This is a genomic window from Fervidobacterium sp. 2310opik-2 (assembly GCF_011057735.1).
In the GTDB taxonomy this organism is placed as follows: Bacteria; Thermotogota; Thermotogae; order Thermotogales; family Fervidobacteriaceae; genus Fervidobacterium; species Fervidobacterium nodosum.
This window is the reverse complement of the sequence record NZ_LNGG01000010.1, coordinates 18,097-32,847: the sequence shown is the minus strand read 5'-3', so window position 1 is coordinate 32,847 and position 14,751 is coordinate 18,097. Positions and strand designations below refer to the sequence as shown.

General features: G+C 34.6%; 16 protein-coding genes. 11 read left to right on the top strand and 5 right to left on the bottom strand.

The annotated features are described in order from the left end of the window. Nucleotides 1–364, top strand: a 364-nt coding sequence (locus AS161_RS09225; protein WP_206518780.1) for a DDE-type integrase/transposase/recombinase, incomplete at its 5' end; no start/stop codon positions are given. 40 nt (nt 365–404) lie between these two features. On the opposite strand, the gene AS161_RS04935 is transcribed toward AS161_RS09225, so the two are convergent. The 4 genes from AS161_RS04935 to AS161_RS04920 all read right to left on the bottom strand — a co-directional run bounded on the left by AS161_RS04935 (nt 405) and on the right by AS161_RS04920 (nt 3,940). Next, nucleotides 405–965, bottom strand: coding sequence for a hypothetical protein (locus AS161_RS04935; protein ID WP_164542005.1), 561 nt, complete (start codon nt 963–965; stop codon nt 405–407). A 41-nt stretch (nt 966–1,006) separates the two neighbouring features. Next, nucleotides 1,007–1,765, bottom strand: coding sequence for an SAM-dependent chlorinase/fluorinase (locus tag AS161_RS04930; RefSeq protein ID WP_011993270.1), 759 nt, complete (start codon nt 1,763–1,765; stop codon nt 1,007–1,009). Nucleotides 1,766–1,793: 28 nt separating this feature from the next. Beyond that, nucleotides 1,794–2,903 carry a M20 family metallopeptidase gene (locus AS161_RS04925; RefSeq protein ID WP_206518779.1) on the bottom strand — a complete coding sequence of 370 codons (1,110 nt, stop codon included), beginning with the start codon at nt 2,901–2,903 and terminating at the stop codon, nt 1,794–1,796. Nucleotides 2,904–3,052: 149 nt separating this feature from the next. Beyond that, the gene (locus AS161_RS04920; RefSeq protein ID WP_011993272.1) at nt 3,053–3,940 is read right to left on the bottom strand and encodes a hypothetical protein; all 888 of its coding nucleotides are present in this window, start codon (nt 3,938–3,940) and stop codon (nt 3,053–3,055) included. 175 nt (nt 3,941–4,115) lie between these two features. On the opposite strand from AS161_RS04920, the gene AS161_RS04915 reads away from it, so the two are divergent. From AS161_RS04915 to AS161_RS04900, 4 genes are all read left to right on the top strand, one after another. After that, on the top strand, nt 4,116–5,255 hold the full coding sequence (locus tag AS161_RS04915) for an alpha/beta hydrolase-fold protein (protein WP_164542004.1): 1,140 nt from the start codon (nt 4,116–4,118) through the stop codon (nt 5,253–5,255). A gap of 28 nt (nt 5,256–5,283) precedes the next feature. Continuing rightward, nucleotides 5,284–6,294, top strand: coding sequence for a hypothetical protein (locus AS161_RS04910; RefSeq protein ID WP_206518778.1), 1,011 nt, complete (start codon nt 5,284–5,286; stop codon nt 6,292–6,294). Between the two features lie 153 nt (nt 6,295–6,447). Next, the gene (gene glyA, locus AS161_RS04905) at nt 6,448–7,716 is read left to right on the top strand and encodes a serine hydroxymethyltransferase (RefSeq protein ID WP_011993275.1); all 1,269 of its coding nucleotides are present in this window, start codon (nt 6,448–6,450) and stop codon (nt 7,714–7,716) included. A gap of 21 nt (nt 7,717–7,737) precedes the next feature. Beyond that, nucleotides 7,738–8,973 carry a DUF1015 family protein gene (locus AS161_RS04900; RefSeq protein WP_011993276.1) on the top strand — a complete coding sequence of 412 codons (1,236 nt, stop codon included), beginning with the start codon at nt 7,738–7,740 and terminating at the stop codon, nt 8,971–8,973. A gap of 30 nt (nt 8,974–9,003) precedes the next feature. On the opposite strand, the gene disA is transcribed toward AS161_RS04900, so the two are convergent. Further along, complete coding sequence (gene disA / locus AS161_RS04895) at nt 9,004–10,068, bottom strand: DNA integrity scanning diadenylate cyclase DisA (protein ID WP_206518777.1); 1,065 nt, start codon at nt 10,066–10,068, stop codon at nt 9,004–9,006. Between the two features lie 131 nt (nt 10,069–10,199). Between disA and AS161_RS04890 the strand changes: the two genes are divergently transcribed. The 6 genes from AS161_RS04890 to AS161_RS04865 are packed head-to-tail and all read left to right on the top strand — an operon-like array spanning nt 10,200 to nt 14,750. Next, a complete protein-coding gene (locus AS161_RS04890) occupies nt 10,200–11,141 on the top strand; it encodes an ROK family protein (RefSeq protein ID WP_164542003.1) in 942 nt (313 codons plus the stop codon). A 47-nt stretch (nt 11,142–11,188) separates the two neighbouring features. Further along, nucleotides 11,189–11,623 (top strand): OmpH family outer membrane protein, encoded by a 435-nt coding sequence (locus tag AS161_RS04885; protein WP_011993279.1) that lies wholly within the window; start codon nt 11,189–11,191, stop codon nt 11,621–11,623. Between the two features lie 46 nt (nt 11,624–11,669). Continuing rightward, nucleotides 11,670–12,383 carry an LPS export ABC transporter ATP-binding protein gene (gene lptB / locus AS161_RS04880; protein ID WP_164542002.1) on the top strand — a complete coding sequence of 238 codons (714 nt, stop codon included), beginning with the start codon at nt 11,670–11,672 and terminating at the stop codon, nt 12,381–12,383. Nucleotides 12,384–12,417: 34 nt separating this feature from the next. After that, a complete protein-coding gene (locus AS161_RS04875; protein ID WP_164542001.1) occupies nt 12,418–13,029 on the top strand; it encodes a TIGR03936 family radical SAM-associated protein in 612 nt (203 codons plus the stop codon). Then, nucleotides 13,007–13,369 (top strand): response regulator, encoded by a 363-nt coding sequence (locus tag AS161_RS04870; protein ID WP_164542000.1) that lies wholly within the window; start codon nt 13,007–13,009, stop codon nt 13,367–13,369. Before AS161_RS04875 ends, AS161_RS04870 begins: the two co-directional genes overlap by 23 nt. Next, nucleotides 13,356–14,750 carry a PP2C family protein-serine/threonine phosphatase gene (locus tag AS161_RS04865; RefSeq protein WP_011993283.1) on the top strand — a complete coding sequence of 465 codons (1,395 nt, stop codon included), beginning with the start codon at nt 13,356–13,358 and terminating at the stop codon, nt 14,748–14,750. Before AS161_RS04870 ends, AS161_RS04865 begins: the two co-directional genes overlap by 14 nt. Nucleotide 14,751 lies beyond the last annotated feature (1 nt).

Here is a 14,751-nt window from a genome sequence, read left to right as displayed (position 1 = left end):
TTGGCATGTATCAAGATATCGTGATATGTCACAAGTTAAGATATTGTTAGATAAATACTTTAGTCAAAGAAAACAAAACACACAAATAGAGTTAATAACCGATGGACTAAAAGCGTACGAGATAGCAGTGAAACTAAATTTTGATAATGTTGAGCACAGAGAAGTAAGACTAGGTAAAAACAACGAATGTGAATCGAAATTTTCGTTATTTAAGATGTTTGTTAGGGCGAAAAGGAGCTTCAAGAAATTTAGCAACATACGGTACTATGTAAATGGTTTTTGTGTAGTAAGGAACCTATGCAAGTTATATGAGAACGAAAATGAGATGATTACAGCTTTAGCTTCCATCATCACTACTAGTTAACAGCATCTTTTTCAAAAAAACTTTTACCGAATACTAATTTTCATTTTTTCGCTAAATAGCTTTTCGAAAATTGATAATATTCATTTATAACATCAGAATAATTTCTAAAAAATTTAATTGTGTATTCGTTGTATCTATCCTTACGGCCGTTGTATGCTGAAATTGCCATTGTAATATCCCATTTGTGGACGTTTTTAAGTGTTAAGTATAAATACCTGTATGCAATTTTCAATTGCCAATCCGGATATCTTATTAACTCCGAATGTGAACTTAAGCTCTTTCTAAAAATTCTCACGTCTTCATAAAAATTTGCAACATAGAAAAGAGCATTTTCGTGTATTTGGAAATACCCAACGGCTTTACTGTTGTCACCGAATGTGTTGACAAAGCCGGTTTCCGTGAGACCAAAAGCGAGTGCCAAAAGGGGATCAAGATTTGGTATTATCTTTGTTTCTTCTTCCAAGGTTTTAGCCATGACTATCGCGTGTTGTTCTGGAACTTTTCGGCTTTTTAGGAATTGATAAGTAAAATCGTACAAAATTCCAGAAAAAACAATTTGCGATAGAAAAACCGCAAGAATTATGATTGTTAACTTTTTCATAATTCACCTCCTAAATAATTCTACGATTCAATGGTTAAAATTTAAATGTGAACTTCTATTTCACATCCTTCAATACAACGTAATTTTTCACGTGCAATTCCTTTGTTTATGGCTATTTCTACATACCCTGTGCTATCTTCGTGCACTAAAAGTTCGCCTTCATCAACATCCGCATACGTTTCAACGACAGGAATTTGATATGTTTTATTTCCTATTTTTAGATTTACGGAATCTTTTTCAGCTATCCAGGAGAATGGTATGTTAGTTTCAACGTTTCCAAATCTGTCAAAATACGCAATTTCACCGTGTATTACATTGTTTGATTTATGGGCTTTCCTATATGGTATCGTTGCGTAATTAGGTAATCTTGTGCCTAGTTCGTTAAAAATACCTTTTGTTATATACGCAGCAGCAGGAGAGAATATATCTCTTCCATGGAATGTTTTCGAGCTTCCAAGATGATATTTTTTATTAACCAAATCGATTATGCTTTTCGGTTGGTAACGTTCAAGTACGAGTGTCAAAACTCCGTTATCAGGAGCCACGAAATAATATTTGTCGGTTTCCACTGCAATTGCTTTTCTGGCTGTTCCAACACCGTAGTCGACGACTACTAAAAAAACACTCTTTTCGGGGAACCAATCTGCACTTCTATCTAAAATATACATAGCTTCTCTAACGTTGTACGGCGTAATTGAGTGAGTTAAATCAACTATTTCATCATTTGTTATACTTCTCATTACTCCTTTGCATATACCAACATAATGAGAACTGCCCCAATCAGTCATGAATACTATCATTTATGTCCCCCCTTACAGGAATGCTTAGTTAATGAATGCTTACCTGAGATAATTCTATTAGCCATTTTACCATAAAATCAACCAAAAATGGAATAACCTCATCCGATGGGAGGAACTTGGGATTATGTAATCCGTATTGGATATCGTTAGTTCTCACTCCTGCCCAGAACATCAGTGATGGATATTTCATGGTGAAAAATCCAAAATCCTCCCCTGTGTATTTCATACCACAATCTATAAAGTTTAATCCAGATTTCGACACGAAATCGCGGAATTTCTCAACAAGTTTGCTATTGTTTACGACAGGTGGATATAAGCTCCCTTTTTCTATCGTTCCATTATATTTTTGTGCATTTTGTGATATCTTTTCAAATGTTTGAAGGACTATTTCAAGTGTCTCGCCCCTAATGGAGCCTTGAACTTCTGAGTAATCTGCAACGGCGTTTCTTACATTTCCAGCAAACATTTTTCCAAAACCAGTCAAAACTCTTTTTCCATATTCGTTGGTATCGATGTTTGAATGATAAAACTCATGTAGGAATTCTACAGCATGTTTTAACGCATCTATTCCTCTATGTTTTTGAGCAATATGTGCAGATAAACCTTTGAATTTTGCCGTAATTTCCATAGCACATGCGAACAGTGTACCTTCAGTTGAAGCGAACTCCCCAAGCTTGTACTCATCAGTTACATGGAGTGCTGTTGCGTATTTTACTTTGTATTTTTCTCGCATCTCATCGATAACGTACTTTGCGCCACCTATTGTTTCTTCAGCAGGTTGAAAGACAAATACATAATTGCCTGGAATATCTTTTTCAACTATCTCCTTTATAACTCCATACATAACCGCCATGTGTATATCATGACCACATGCATGCATATTTCCATTTGTTGATGAAAACTCACATCCTGTTTCTTCAACTAGTGGAAGTGCGTCCATGTCAGCTCTGTACAATATCGAAGGTTTGGTTTTATCTTTCTCTATGTGGAGAATTAATCCCGTCTTTGCTATGATAATAGGTCTTAACCCCAAAGATTCAAGAGACTGTATCAAGATGTTTTGTGTTTTATATTCATTAAAAGCTAATTCGGGATTGCTATGAAGCTTATGTCTGAGTTCGATAGGTGATATTGCCATAAAATATTCTCTCCTTTTTCTCTAGTTTCTTGATAATATACTTGATGATATAAAATTATACCAAAATTTTAAAAAAAGTTCACCCTTTCGGGTGAACGAACTTATAAGGTGAGGTTACGCGGATTTCGTTTTTGCATTTTGAATTATTTTTAAACTTTTAAATCGATTTGTCTCACAGTACCAACTTGCCCATCTTCCGTCAAGTATATTCCTGTACTCCTTACGACGTAGTTCTCATAGTCAAATGGCGTAGTAACGTTCCCAAGGAATATAGCACCAACATTCAAATCAAGCAAACCAATGAGTTTTTCTTTACCATTTTCATCCGTTGTCCATATTTTGAGTTTTAAGAATTCCAAATCATCTTCATCGATCCAATTATCTTTGTCACTATCAAGCTTTGAAAGTTCTGAAAATCCGTCACCGGATATAGGTCCTAAGAGTTCTGTTGCGTCGTCAACTTTTCCGTTATTATTTTTATCGTAAACAAGTAATCCTATGCCACCGCCTATGTAGAATTTATCTTTTTCACCATCGAAATTCAAATCAAGCTCAACTATTTTTTCATTTCCTGTTTTGGATTTTAAATCTATTACAAGTGGATCAACGACTTTTCCCGATGTTTTTTGATAAGAATAAGATAACTGAAATTCTTTTAATTCAATCGAAAAGTCTATAGTTCTTCCGTCTTTTGTTTTGACACTTCCCAACGCTGAGAAATTAGAATATTGTATGTCGAGGTTTTCTTCTTCATTTTCAAACTCAACAACATCCTGTCCAGCTTGTTTATTAATTTGAATTTCGTAACTTGAACCTGGGAGATATATTTTTATCTTCTTTCCTGTTAATTTTTCGAGCATAGCTTTGATGATTTTTATCTTCTGCAAGGTTTTATCGTCTATTTGAGGCTTTTTTTCGTTTATTACAATTTCTATTTTGTCTGGTGTTCTGTATTTTCTAAAAGAAGATGAAACTTTTGAATAATTTAGTGAGAAATTTGTAGCTTCTAATTTAGCTTCATATTCGGCTATTCTCATCATTTCACCTCCTAATGTATAACTCAGATTGACAATCTATTCTTATCAAACTTATTATCGTCCATATTAAGAACTCTTTCAGTTAAATTTTTAGAAATAAATATTTTGTGATAAAATAAGTATAAACTCGCGAAAAAATTTGTAATTCAAAATAGATAAAGGGGGAATTTAAGGTATGAAAAAATTTACTTTGGTTTTGATAATGACGGCTTTAAGTGTTTTTGCTTATTATGTAACGTTTATTGTTGAAGTCCCAGAATACACGCCAGAAGATGCAAAATTGTACATTGCGGGTAATTTCAATGGTTGGAATCCATCGGATAACAATTACGTTTTGAAACGCGAAAGCAACATCTTCAAAGGTACATTTGAGTTAAGCGGAAAAATCGAGTACAAAGTAACGCGGGGTTCATGGGAAAATGTTGAGAAGGGTGAAAAGGGTGAAGAAATACCGAATAGGGTTATTTTGGTAGATAAGGATATGGAAGTTAAAATAAAAGTTTACCATTGGAGGGATTTTGTGGAAAAGCAAAGTGCAGGATTAAAGTCAACTTATACGGGAAATATAAAACTTATAAAAGATTTTTATTCACCTGAACTTGGTAATAAACGCAATATAATTATCTACTTACCACCTAACTATGAAAGTTCAAATGACAGATACCCTGTTTTGTATATGCACGATGGTCAGAATATTTTTGATGCATCTACTTCGTTCAGTGGCATCGAGTGGTCTGCTGATGAAAGTGCAGAGAAGTTAATTGATGAAGGCGTTATAAAACCAATCATAATAGTTGGTATTTATAATGCAGGTTCAGAAAGGATAAACGAATATTCACCGTGGATTGATAAAAATTACGGTGGTGGAAAAGGTGAACTTTACGCACAATTTATAGTAAACACCCTTAAGCCTTTTATAGACAACAATTTTAGAACGTTATCAGACAGGGAAAATACCGCAATCCTTGGGTCTTCAATGGGTGGGTTTATATCTCTATATATCGGTTTAAAATACAATAATGTATTTTCAAAAATTGGTGTTATGAGCCCATCATTTTGGTTTTCCGACAGAAAAGTATTTGAATTTATTAATTCTACAGAAGTTCCGAATGAAACGATAATATACATGGACATTGGAACAATGGAAGGTTCAAATCCTGATGTTTATGTAAACGATACAAGAAATATGTATAAATTGCTTCAAAAAAAGAGTAATGTGGAAGTCCTTTACATGGAAGATAGAGGTGCTATACATTCGGAAAGTGCTTGGGCAAAGAGATTTCCAGAAGTTTTAGTTTATTTTTTCGGTAATTGATAAAACTTAATTATAAGGGGTGAGCGCTGTGAAACTCATAAAAAGTTACGAGAAAGTTATTGTTTTTGGTTTTGTGTTTTCAATACTGTTGATGACACAAGCGGTTATATTCGCATGGAGTGGCCACGAAGTCTACACGTACTTTTTAGCAAAATCGTTAAATGTACCTCTTGATAAATTGGTTCAGATAACACCATACTCTTACAAAGAAACAAGAGTATACAATACAAAATATTATTACACATACGACTTTGCTGGGCAAAGGAAATTTTTTGATCCATTAAACATAAGCGAATTTCCAGAAGATAAACCAGCAATTGATGGAAAAATACCTGCACTTCAATTATTAAGTATTTATGCTCAATTTCCTGATTTTGGAATGGATGAAGGACTTAATTTATCTCCTATGCAGGCTTTGATTGGTAATAGTCAAGGAGTAAGACACATGCGGTACAAACTTGGAATTATTGAGGCATTCGAAGGCGATAAATCGTTCTTGTACTTTGTTGATATGTCAAAAAAGGCATTTGAAAAAGGAGATGAATACTGGGGATACAGGTTCTTATCTTATGCATTGCATTACATTGAGGATTTATTCCAACCTTATCATGAAAGTCCTGGCACGTTTTGGGAGGTTTTAACATCACTTTTCGACAAAAAAGTTATGAAGATGCTTAACAATGCGCATTATACATACGATAACTATTTGGTATATTTGCTAGTGTACTCAAAAAACAGAGAAGAAGTTGTAAAGATAATAGAAAAAACCCCTGCTAGGTATGTTTCAAAGAATTACGAAAAATTAATAAACGAAGTCATGATGTACAGCTATTCCAAATTCCCGCAAGTGCATAGTGAGCTGAAAAAAGCTTTTGGAGACATACTTTACGAGAGAGTTCCAGAGATTGAAGATTTCAGAAAGCTTGAAGAAGAAGGGAAGTTTGATAAATTATATTCTGTGACAAAGGACATAATAATTGTTATGACCGGTACTATAAAAGGATTTTTGGAAGAATATCTTAAGAGCTATCAAAAATAAGCATTCAAAAATTTTTATATGAAAAGCTCTTTAAAGTGAATAAATTTCAATGAATCGTGGAATTTTTTAAATTCCACGATTTTTTTAAAAGTGTTTATAATTAATGTAAGTAATCATAACAAGTTATCACAAAATTAACTTGGAGGTGTTAGCATGTGGGAATTTGTTAAGCAGACTGACCCAGAAATTTACGAAGTTATAATGAAAGAATGGGAGAGGCAGGAATATGGCTTAGAGCTTATCGCATCTGAGAATTTCGTTTCACCCGCGGTAATGGAAGCCATGGGAAGTGTGTTGACGAATAAGTACGCAGAGGGATATCCAAAGAAGAGGTATTACGGTGGCTGTGAATGGGTTGATGTTGCAGAAAATTTGGCACGCGAAAGAGCTAAAAAATTATTCAATGCAAAATATGCAAATGTCCAACCACATTCAGGTTCACAAGCAAATATGGGAGCTTATTTCGCACTTGCTGAACCAGGAAGTACGTTGATGGGTATGTCGCTTAGCCACGGTGGACACCTTACGCACGGTGCAAGTGTGAATTTCTCAGGACAAATTTACAAAGTTGTTCAGTACGGTGTCAATCCACAGACTGAAACCATCGATTACGATGAAGTGAGAAAACTTGCTTTGGAACATAAGCCAAAAATTATCGTTGCCGGTGGTAGTGCTTACTCAAGAATTATCGATTTCAAAAAATTTAGGGAAATAGCAGATGAAGTTGGTGCATATCTTGTTGTTGATATGGCACATTTTGCAGGTCTTGTGGCAGCAGGAATATATCCAAATCCACTTGAATATGCGCACGTTGTGACGAGTACAACACATAAGACGTTAAGGGGACCTCGTGGTGGATTGATACTTACAAATGATGAGGAAATATATAAGGCGATAAATAAAGCAATATTCCCAGGTATACAAGGTGGACCTTTAATGCACGTAATAGCTGCTAAAGCTGTTTGCTTCAAAGAAGCACTCTCTGATGAATTTAAAGCTTATCAAAATCAAATTGTTAAGAACGCTAAAGCGCTTGCTAAAGCCCTCGAAAATAGAGGATTAAGAATTGTTTCTGGAGGTACTGATACACACTTGATGCTTGTTGATTTGAATCCTCTCAATGTTACAGGTAAAGCAGCTGAAACAGCACTTGGATACTGTCATATTACAGTTAACAAAAACACAATTCCAAATGAAACAAGGTCACCATTTGTGGCAAGTGGAATTAGACTTGGAACACCAGCGCTCACGACACGAGGTATGAAAGAAGAACAGATGGAAGAAATTGCTGATCTCATCGTTACGGTGTTGAAAAATGTTAAGGATGAGGAAGGAAATGTCGATGAGGAAGTTGCTAAGAGAGTATCAGATAGGGTTATAGAGCTTTGTAAACAATTCCCATTGTACGTAGGAAAAATATAAGTTTAAGGGGAGGTTTCGTATATGATTGTTCGACCTTTTAAAGCATTAAGACCCACAAAAGATATGGTAAGTAAAATAGCTGCCAAACCATACGACGTTGTTACGGAAGAACAAGCAAGGGAAGTTGCAAAGAACAATCCATACACGTTTTACAAAGTCTCAAGACCTGAGATAAACTTTGAGCACTCTGCAGATACACACGACCCAAAAGTTTTAGAAACAGGAAGAAAACACCTTGAGTGGCTTAAAGAACAAGGCTTTATGTTTGTTGAAGATAAACCAGCATTTTATATCTATCAGCAACAATGGAGAGACCATGTCCAGACTGGTATATTTGCGACTTTTTCTGTAGATGAATATATTGAAAACAAAATTAAAAAGCATGAATTGACAAGAAAAGATAAAGAAGATGAAAGAGCACTCCATGTAAAGGTTGTAAAGGCACACACAGGACCTGTCTTCTTAATGTACAAATCCCAACCTGAAATAGATCATCTTATAATGAAACACGCAACAGGTGAACCAGAATATGATTACACTGATGAATCAGGTGTACGACACATTGTTTGGGTATTAAAAGATGAAAATGAAATAAATAAAATCGCGGAAGCCTTCAAAAATGTGGAAGCTTTTTATATTGCAGACGGTCACCACAGGGCTGCTGCAGCGGTAAGAGCGGCTATAGATTTCAGAAACGAAAACCCGAATTATACTGGCGAGGAAGAGTTCAATTACTTCTTAGCAGCGCTATTTCCACATAACCAATTAAAGATATTAGATTACAACCGTGTAGTGAAGGATTTAAACGGAAATAGTGAAGAGGAATTCATCAAAAAAGTATCCGAAAAATTTGATGTAACACCAATTGATGGAGTTTACAAACCCGAGTCAAAGCATACAATTGGAATGTATTTAAACAAAAAATGGTACAAATTAGTCCCGAAAACTGGTACTTACGATGAAAATGATGTTATTGCATCTCTTGACGTATCGATATTACAAAATAACTTACTCGCACCAATTCTTGGAATTGAAAATCCAAGAACAGATAAGAGAATAGATTTTGTAGGTGGAATTCTTGGAATCGAAGAGTTAATAAGGTTAGTTGATAGTGGCTCATTTAAAGTTGCGTTTGCAATGTATCCAACGTCTATAGATGACTTACTTAAAGTATCTGATGAAGGAAAGATAATGCCACCTAAATCTACTTGGTTTGAGCCGAAATTGAAGAGCGGAATTGTTGTGCATCTCATATAATCTTACAATATCAATGAAAAGAGGGAGGACTCAGTCTCTCCCTCTTTTCATTTGTCTTAGCGTTTTTATAATTGCTTTTGCACGCTTCCTACCAACGCCATCAACTTTTTGTAAGTTATTTGCATCGGTTTTAACGATGTTAGATAGAGAATGAAATGATTTTACAAGATTTTGTGAAATATTGATTGGTATGTGAATTTCTCTTCTTAATACCCTGTATCCTCTCGGGTTAACAAATGTTTCAGATACTTGTTGCTGATTATTTAAATCATATCCAAGCGCTTTTGCGATATGTAATAATCTATGCTCTAATTTTGTAATGCTTTCCAATACATTTTTAGCTTCTTCTTCACTTAAATCCCTTTTTGAATAATCCATTATCATCAAAGTTAGTATCTCATTCAAATCTTTCAACACTTCGCGAAGCCTTAAAGAAGAAAGCCTTCCTTCGTTACCGAGCTCAATTATATTGACAGATATATTATTCGATATAACCTTTATTTCTATTCCTCTCATCAATGTTTCACATACAAAATCCAATGGGACGTTACCTTCAACTTCTAATTTGTCTAAAGTTAATAGGTTTTTGTCAAATTCTTCTCTAAACCTCTCTAAGGCATTTATTGTTTGACCGACTTTGGTTAGAACAAAATTTATATTTTCAAATACATATTTTTTGTCTTTGTAGTATAGTGTGACGACATTTCTTCTTTTTGAAACGGCTAAGGCCATTATTCCAAGCTGTTTTGCGATCCTTTCCGCTGTTCTGTGACGTGTACCCGTTTCGTTTGTTGGTATAGATGAGTCTGGTATTACATGTACGTTAGCTGCAATTATTCTACTTACCGATTCATCAATTATTATAGCTCCATCCATTTTTGAAAGTTCGTATAGTTTTTCTGGCGTGAATGGACAATCTATTTTAAAGCCAATTTGAAAAATACCTGGTTTATTTTTTATATCTTCTTCGTCTATAAATACAATCAGCGCGCCTGTTTGTGCTTGCATAATATCATCTAATGCCTTTCTCAATCTTGTTCCTGGAGATACCATACGTATTTTTTCCATTAATTCTTGGTCAAGAACGTCTGCCACTTGTTATCACTTCCTTGAACAAAAATTTCAAAATTGTTCATTTATATTATACACGAAAATTAGAAATTATGTTATAATGAATTAGTGAGTTATTTCGATTAGAATTTAGCATTAGCTTAGGAGGCAAGGCTATGTATGTAGTAGGTATAGATCTTGGTGGTACATTTTTCAAAGTAGGTCTTGTTGATGCTGAAAGTGGCAAGATATTAAGAAAATTGGAACGTGAAACAAAGGTTAACGAAGGTGGAGATAGTGTTATCCAAAGGATGGCGGATGCGGTAGAAGAAATTACCGAAGGCATTGAATATATTGGTGTTGGTATTGGTTCGCCAGGTTCGATTGATCACGATAAAGGGATAGTAAGGTTTTCCCCGAATTTTCCAGGGTGGGTAAATTTTGAACTTGGGGGTTTACTTTCAAATAAATTAAATAAACCTGTATTCGTTGAAAACGATGCTAATGCATTTGTGCTTGGTGAAAAATGGTTTGGTGCGGGCAAAGGTTATAATCATATAGTTGCGCTTACACTTGGTACAGGTGTCGGTGGTGGTGTCATATCCCATGGAATGCTTATAACAGGTCACAACGGTATAGGTACAGAATTAGGGCATGTTATAATAGAACCAAACGGTCCACAATGTGGATGTGGTAATTACGGATGCCTTGAAGCACTCGCAAGTGCAACCGCTATCAGAAGGATGGCTTTAGAAGGACAGAAAAAATTTCCAGAATCTGTTATTTTTCAATCAGAAAATGTCGACGCCAAATCTGTTTTTGAAGCAGCGAAGATGGGAGATGGCTTGGGAAAAGCTATAGTCGATAGAGTTGTGAACGCACTTTCAATTGGCATTGCCAATTTTATACATATATTCAACCCTGAAATCATTGTTGTTGGTGGAGGAGTTTCCAGGGCGGGAGATATTTTATTTGAGCCTATAAGGGAAAAAGTGCAACATTTAGTTATGCCATCTTTTAAGGGAACTTACAAAATTGTTCAAAGTCCATTGGTAGAAGAAGCTGGCATTCTTGGTGCAGCATCTGTTATTTTGCAGAATGTAAATAAACCAAAATAACATAGTTTAAAAGTAGCCTATTATAAAAAACGGAGGTGTCTTCTATTATGAAAAGGTATTTGTTTCCAGTTTTGTTTTTGGTTTTAACTATTTTGGCTGTTGTGGTTAGTACGGCTGCTGATTCAAAGTCAGGTCCTAAACTTGCCTATATTGATCCAAACAAAGTGCTTCAAAGTTACGATAAGTGGATTAATTTCCAAAAACAGATGCAAGATGAAATAGCGAAATACCAAGCAGAACTCGACAAAATAAAGGATGCAAATCAAAAACAACAAAAATATTTGGAATATCAGCAAACGATAAACAACAAAATAGCTCAAACACAACAACAAATTGAGGCAGAGATACTTCAAAAAGTAAAAGAATACGCAGAAGTAATGGGTTATGATTTCATTTTCAATAGCACAACGATGGCGTACGGAAGTCAAACATACAACATCACAGATGCGTTTATAAAATACCTAAAAACAGCAAAGAAATAAAGCATTAAATTGCCGAAATAATCTAATAGCAAATAAGGGCGGTACTATGGAAAGTAAGATAGTCTGTGAAAATATATTCAAAAAATTTGGCAGAAAAGTTGTTTTAAAAAATGTAAATATAGAGGCTAAATCTGGTGAAGTAGTTGGCTTGCTCGGTCCGAACGGATCGGGCAAGACCACTTTATTTAATATAATTCTTGGGGTTGTTATACCTAACAAAGGCAAAGTTCTTTTCAATGATAAGGACATAACAAATATGCCTATTCACAAGAGAGCTCGTCTGGGAATTACTTACTTGCAACAAGAAACATCGGTTTTTCGAGAACTGAAAGTCGAAGAGAATGTAAAACTCGTACTTGAATTTCAGAAATTGAAAAAAAGCGAAAAAGAGATTTTAATAGGCGATGTTTTAGATGAGTTTGGAATTCAAGATTTACGAAAGCAATATGCTTTTTCACTTTCTGGTGGTGAAAAGAGAAGGTTAGAGTTAGCAAGAATGATGATACTTAGACCACAGTTTGTTTTATTAGATGAACCTTTTATAGGTATCGACCCGAAGACGGTTAAGGAAATTCAGAAAATAGTGATTGGATTAAAAGAAAAAGGTATAGGTGTAATTATTACAGATCATTCGGTTGAAGCACTTAAGCCAATTGTCGATAGACTTTACGTAATTCATAAAGGTGAGGTACTTGCTTCAGGTTTACCTGGAGAAGTTTTTGAAAATGAACAAGTAAAGAAAGTTTACCTTGGAGATTAAATTTGGAAATAATCTTGGAGAGAGGATATTAAAAATGCAGATAATTGTTCTTTTTAAAAAGAAAGGACTTTTAAGACACCTTTCAGCAGTGGAAACATCCAATACAATATTGAGAACATTGAACCGTGCCGGGCTAAATATGGAATTTTCTGAAGGATTTCACCCTTTACCAAAGGTTTCGTTTCTTGATTCGACTCCAACTGGTATGATTGATCTTGCTTTGTACGTATGTGTTAAACTAAGAGTTTTACCTGATGGAGGCATAGCTGAGGTAAGGGATAAAATAAAGCGAAATTTGCCTTATGGCCTTGAAATACAAAGGATTTTTCAAAGCGAAGTAAATCTTAACAAAATGGTCAATGGGTATGAGTACATTGCTTTTTTTAAAGATGAACCCGATTTTTCAAAAGCCTTTACCAAACACTCAGGTAAAATTTTCATACCACGTGAATTAATGAAAAACTTAGAGGTTTCTTTGAAAAAAAATATGTTTGTGGTAAAATATACTGTTGATAGAAGTAGTATTTTCAATCCATATTTGTTAAAAGGAACATATTTGGCAATTAGAACGAAAGCATTAGTAAATGGCGAAGATGTTTCTAAAATACTGGAGGGACGATATTATGAAAGTACTTGTTGTCGATGATTCTGACGTCCTAAGAAAAATAACAGTATACAACCTTAGAAAATTGGGAATGGAAGTAGAGGAAGCTGTTGATGGAATAGATGGGTTGGAAAAAATGCGAACTTGGCGTCCAGATGTTGTTATATTAGATATAATGATGCCGAGGATGGATGGATTCACAGTACTTAAGGAAATGAAAAAGGATGAATCGATAAAGGACATACCTGTAATCGTTCTCACAGCAAAAGGTGGACAAAATGATGAACAAATAGCTCTTTCGCTTGGTGCAAAACAGGTTATGACAAAACCCTTTAGCCCTACTCAGCTGATTGAGGAGGTTAAAAACGTTGTTGGAAAATGAATTAAATGAGACGTTTGGTAAAATTGTTCAGACTTGTAAAAAAATAGCTGAAAATTTTGATATAGAGCTTGGAGATATAAATGATTTTGAAACATTAAATACGAAGTTAAATGAACTTTCTGAGTATATAAGTAAATGGGTGTATGACCAACGATCGAATTACGATGCTTTGCAACAACTTATAGATGCACAGTTAGAAGAATTAACAGCCGCATATGAAGGTTTATCTGCGCTTTTTGAGATAAATAAGATCATATCTTCAGTTGACGAACCTTGGATGATTTTAAAAAGCGTTCTTAAGCTTCTAAAAAATGCGGTAAGTTATTCTTTTGGTATTATTAAATTAGAAATAAACAATAATATTTATACGGAATATTACGGTTTAGACCAGGAAAAGTGTGAAAATATAATTGGACTATTTGAGGAAAAATACCTGCAAAATGAGGAAACAGTCTTTGTTGATTATGAAAAGGATATCGGTGGTTATATACTTATTCCACTTGTTTCGGAACTTGGAAGATATGGTTACTTTGGACTTTCAAATATAGGTTCAAAACGTACATTTACAGCTGGTGACAAAAAAATTGCTGAAGCAGTTGCGCAACAGATATTAACCGCAGTCAGTCGATACATAATATTGCAGCGTGAAATAGAGAAGAAAAGATTGGAAGAACAGTTACAAATCGCAAGAAGTATCCAGCAAGGATTACTTCCAAGCAAATTTCCTGTTAGCGAGAATTTTGACATAGGCGCAAAAAGTGTTTCTGCAGTCCAAGTTGGTGGAGATTATTACGATGTGATTCAAGGGAATGATGGTTCGATTATTTGCTGTGTGGCTGATGTTTCTGGTAAAGGTTTACCTGCAGCACTTATAATGTCTTCTTTTAGAAGTATGTTTAGGATTTCTGGAAAGGTATCAAACGACTTGAGAATGTTAGCCTCTCAATTTGATGCAATGATATATTCTGATTTTGAAACAGGAAGGTTTATAACAGCTATTATATTTAAAGTTTTTCCAGATGGCTCTGTAGAAATAATTAATGCAGGGCACGATCCCTTATATATAATTAGAGATAACAAAATAATCAAAATAGAATCTACCGGGACACCTTTTGGAATACTTGGTGATGGAATATACGAAGTTAAAAAATTACAAGCACAAAAGGGTGATGTCTTTATAGCGTTTACTGATGGTGTTGTTGAAGCTAGGAACATTAAAAATGAAGAATTCGGTTTTGATAGATTGGATGAACTTGTTTTAAGAACAAGATATTTAAGAGCGACAGATATAGTTGATAAGATTATGAATGCTGTTTTTGAATTCTCGCAAGGTACTATGCAACATGATGATACAACTGTTCTTGTTTTAAAATTCGAATAAA

Coding starts and splice junctions, on each gene's coding strand:
- lptB (WP_164542002.1), top strand. CDS start 11,670: ATGGAAAGTAAGATAGTCTGTGAAAATATATTCAAAAAATTTGGCAGA.
- AS161_RS04915 (WP_164542004.1), top strand. CDS start 4,116: ATGAAAAAATTTACTTTGGTTTTGATAATGACGGCTTTAAGTGTTTTT.
- AS161_RS04875 (WP_164542001.1), top strand. CDS start 12,418: ATGCAGATAATTGTTCTTTTTAAAAAGAAAGGACTTTTAAGACACCTT.
- AS161_RS04930 (WP_011993270.1), bottom strand. CDS start 1,765: ATGATAGTATTCATGACTGATTGGGGCAGTTCTCATTATGTTGGTATA.
- AS161_RS04900 (WP_011993276.1), top strand. CDS start 7,738: ATGATTGTTCGACCTTTTAAAGCATTAAGACCCACAAAAGATATGGTA.
- AS161_RS04925 (WP_206518779.1), bottom strand. CDS start 2,903: ATGGCAATATCACCTATCGAACTCAGACATAAGCTTCATAGCAATCCC.
- AS161_RS04935 (WP_164542005.1), bottom strand. CDS start 965: ATGAAAAAGTTAACAATCATAATTCTTGCGGTTTTTCTATCGCAAATT.
- AS161_RS04870 (WP_164542000.1), top strand. CDS start 13,007: ATGAAAGTACTTGTTGTCGATGATTCTGACGTCCTAAGAAAAATAACA.
- AS161_RS04890 (WP_164542003.1), top strand. CDS start 10,200: ATGTATGTAGTAGGTATAGATCTTGGTGGTACATTTTTCAAAGTAGGT.
- AS161_RS04885 (WP_011993279.1), top strand. CDS start 11,189: ATGAAAAGGTATTTGTTTCCAGTTTTGTTTTTGGTTTTAACTATTTTG.
- glyA (WP_011993275.1), top strand. CDS start 6,448: ATGTGGGAATTTGTTAAGCAGACTGACCCAGAAATTTACGAAGTTATA.
- AS161_RS04920 (WP_011993272.1), bottom strand. CDS start 3,940: ATGAGAATAGCCGAATATGAAGCTAAATTAGAAGCTACAAATTTCTCA.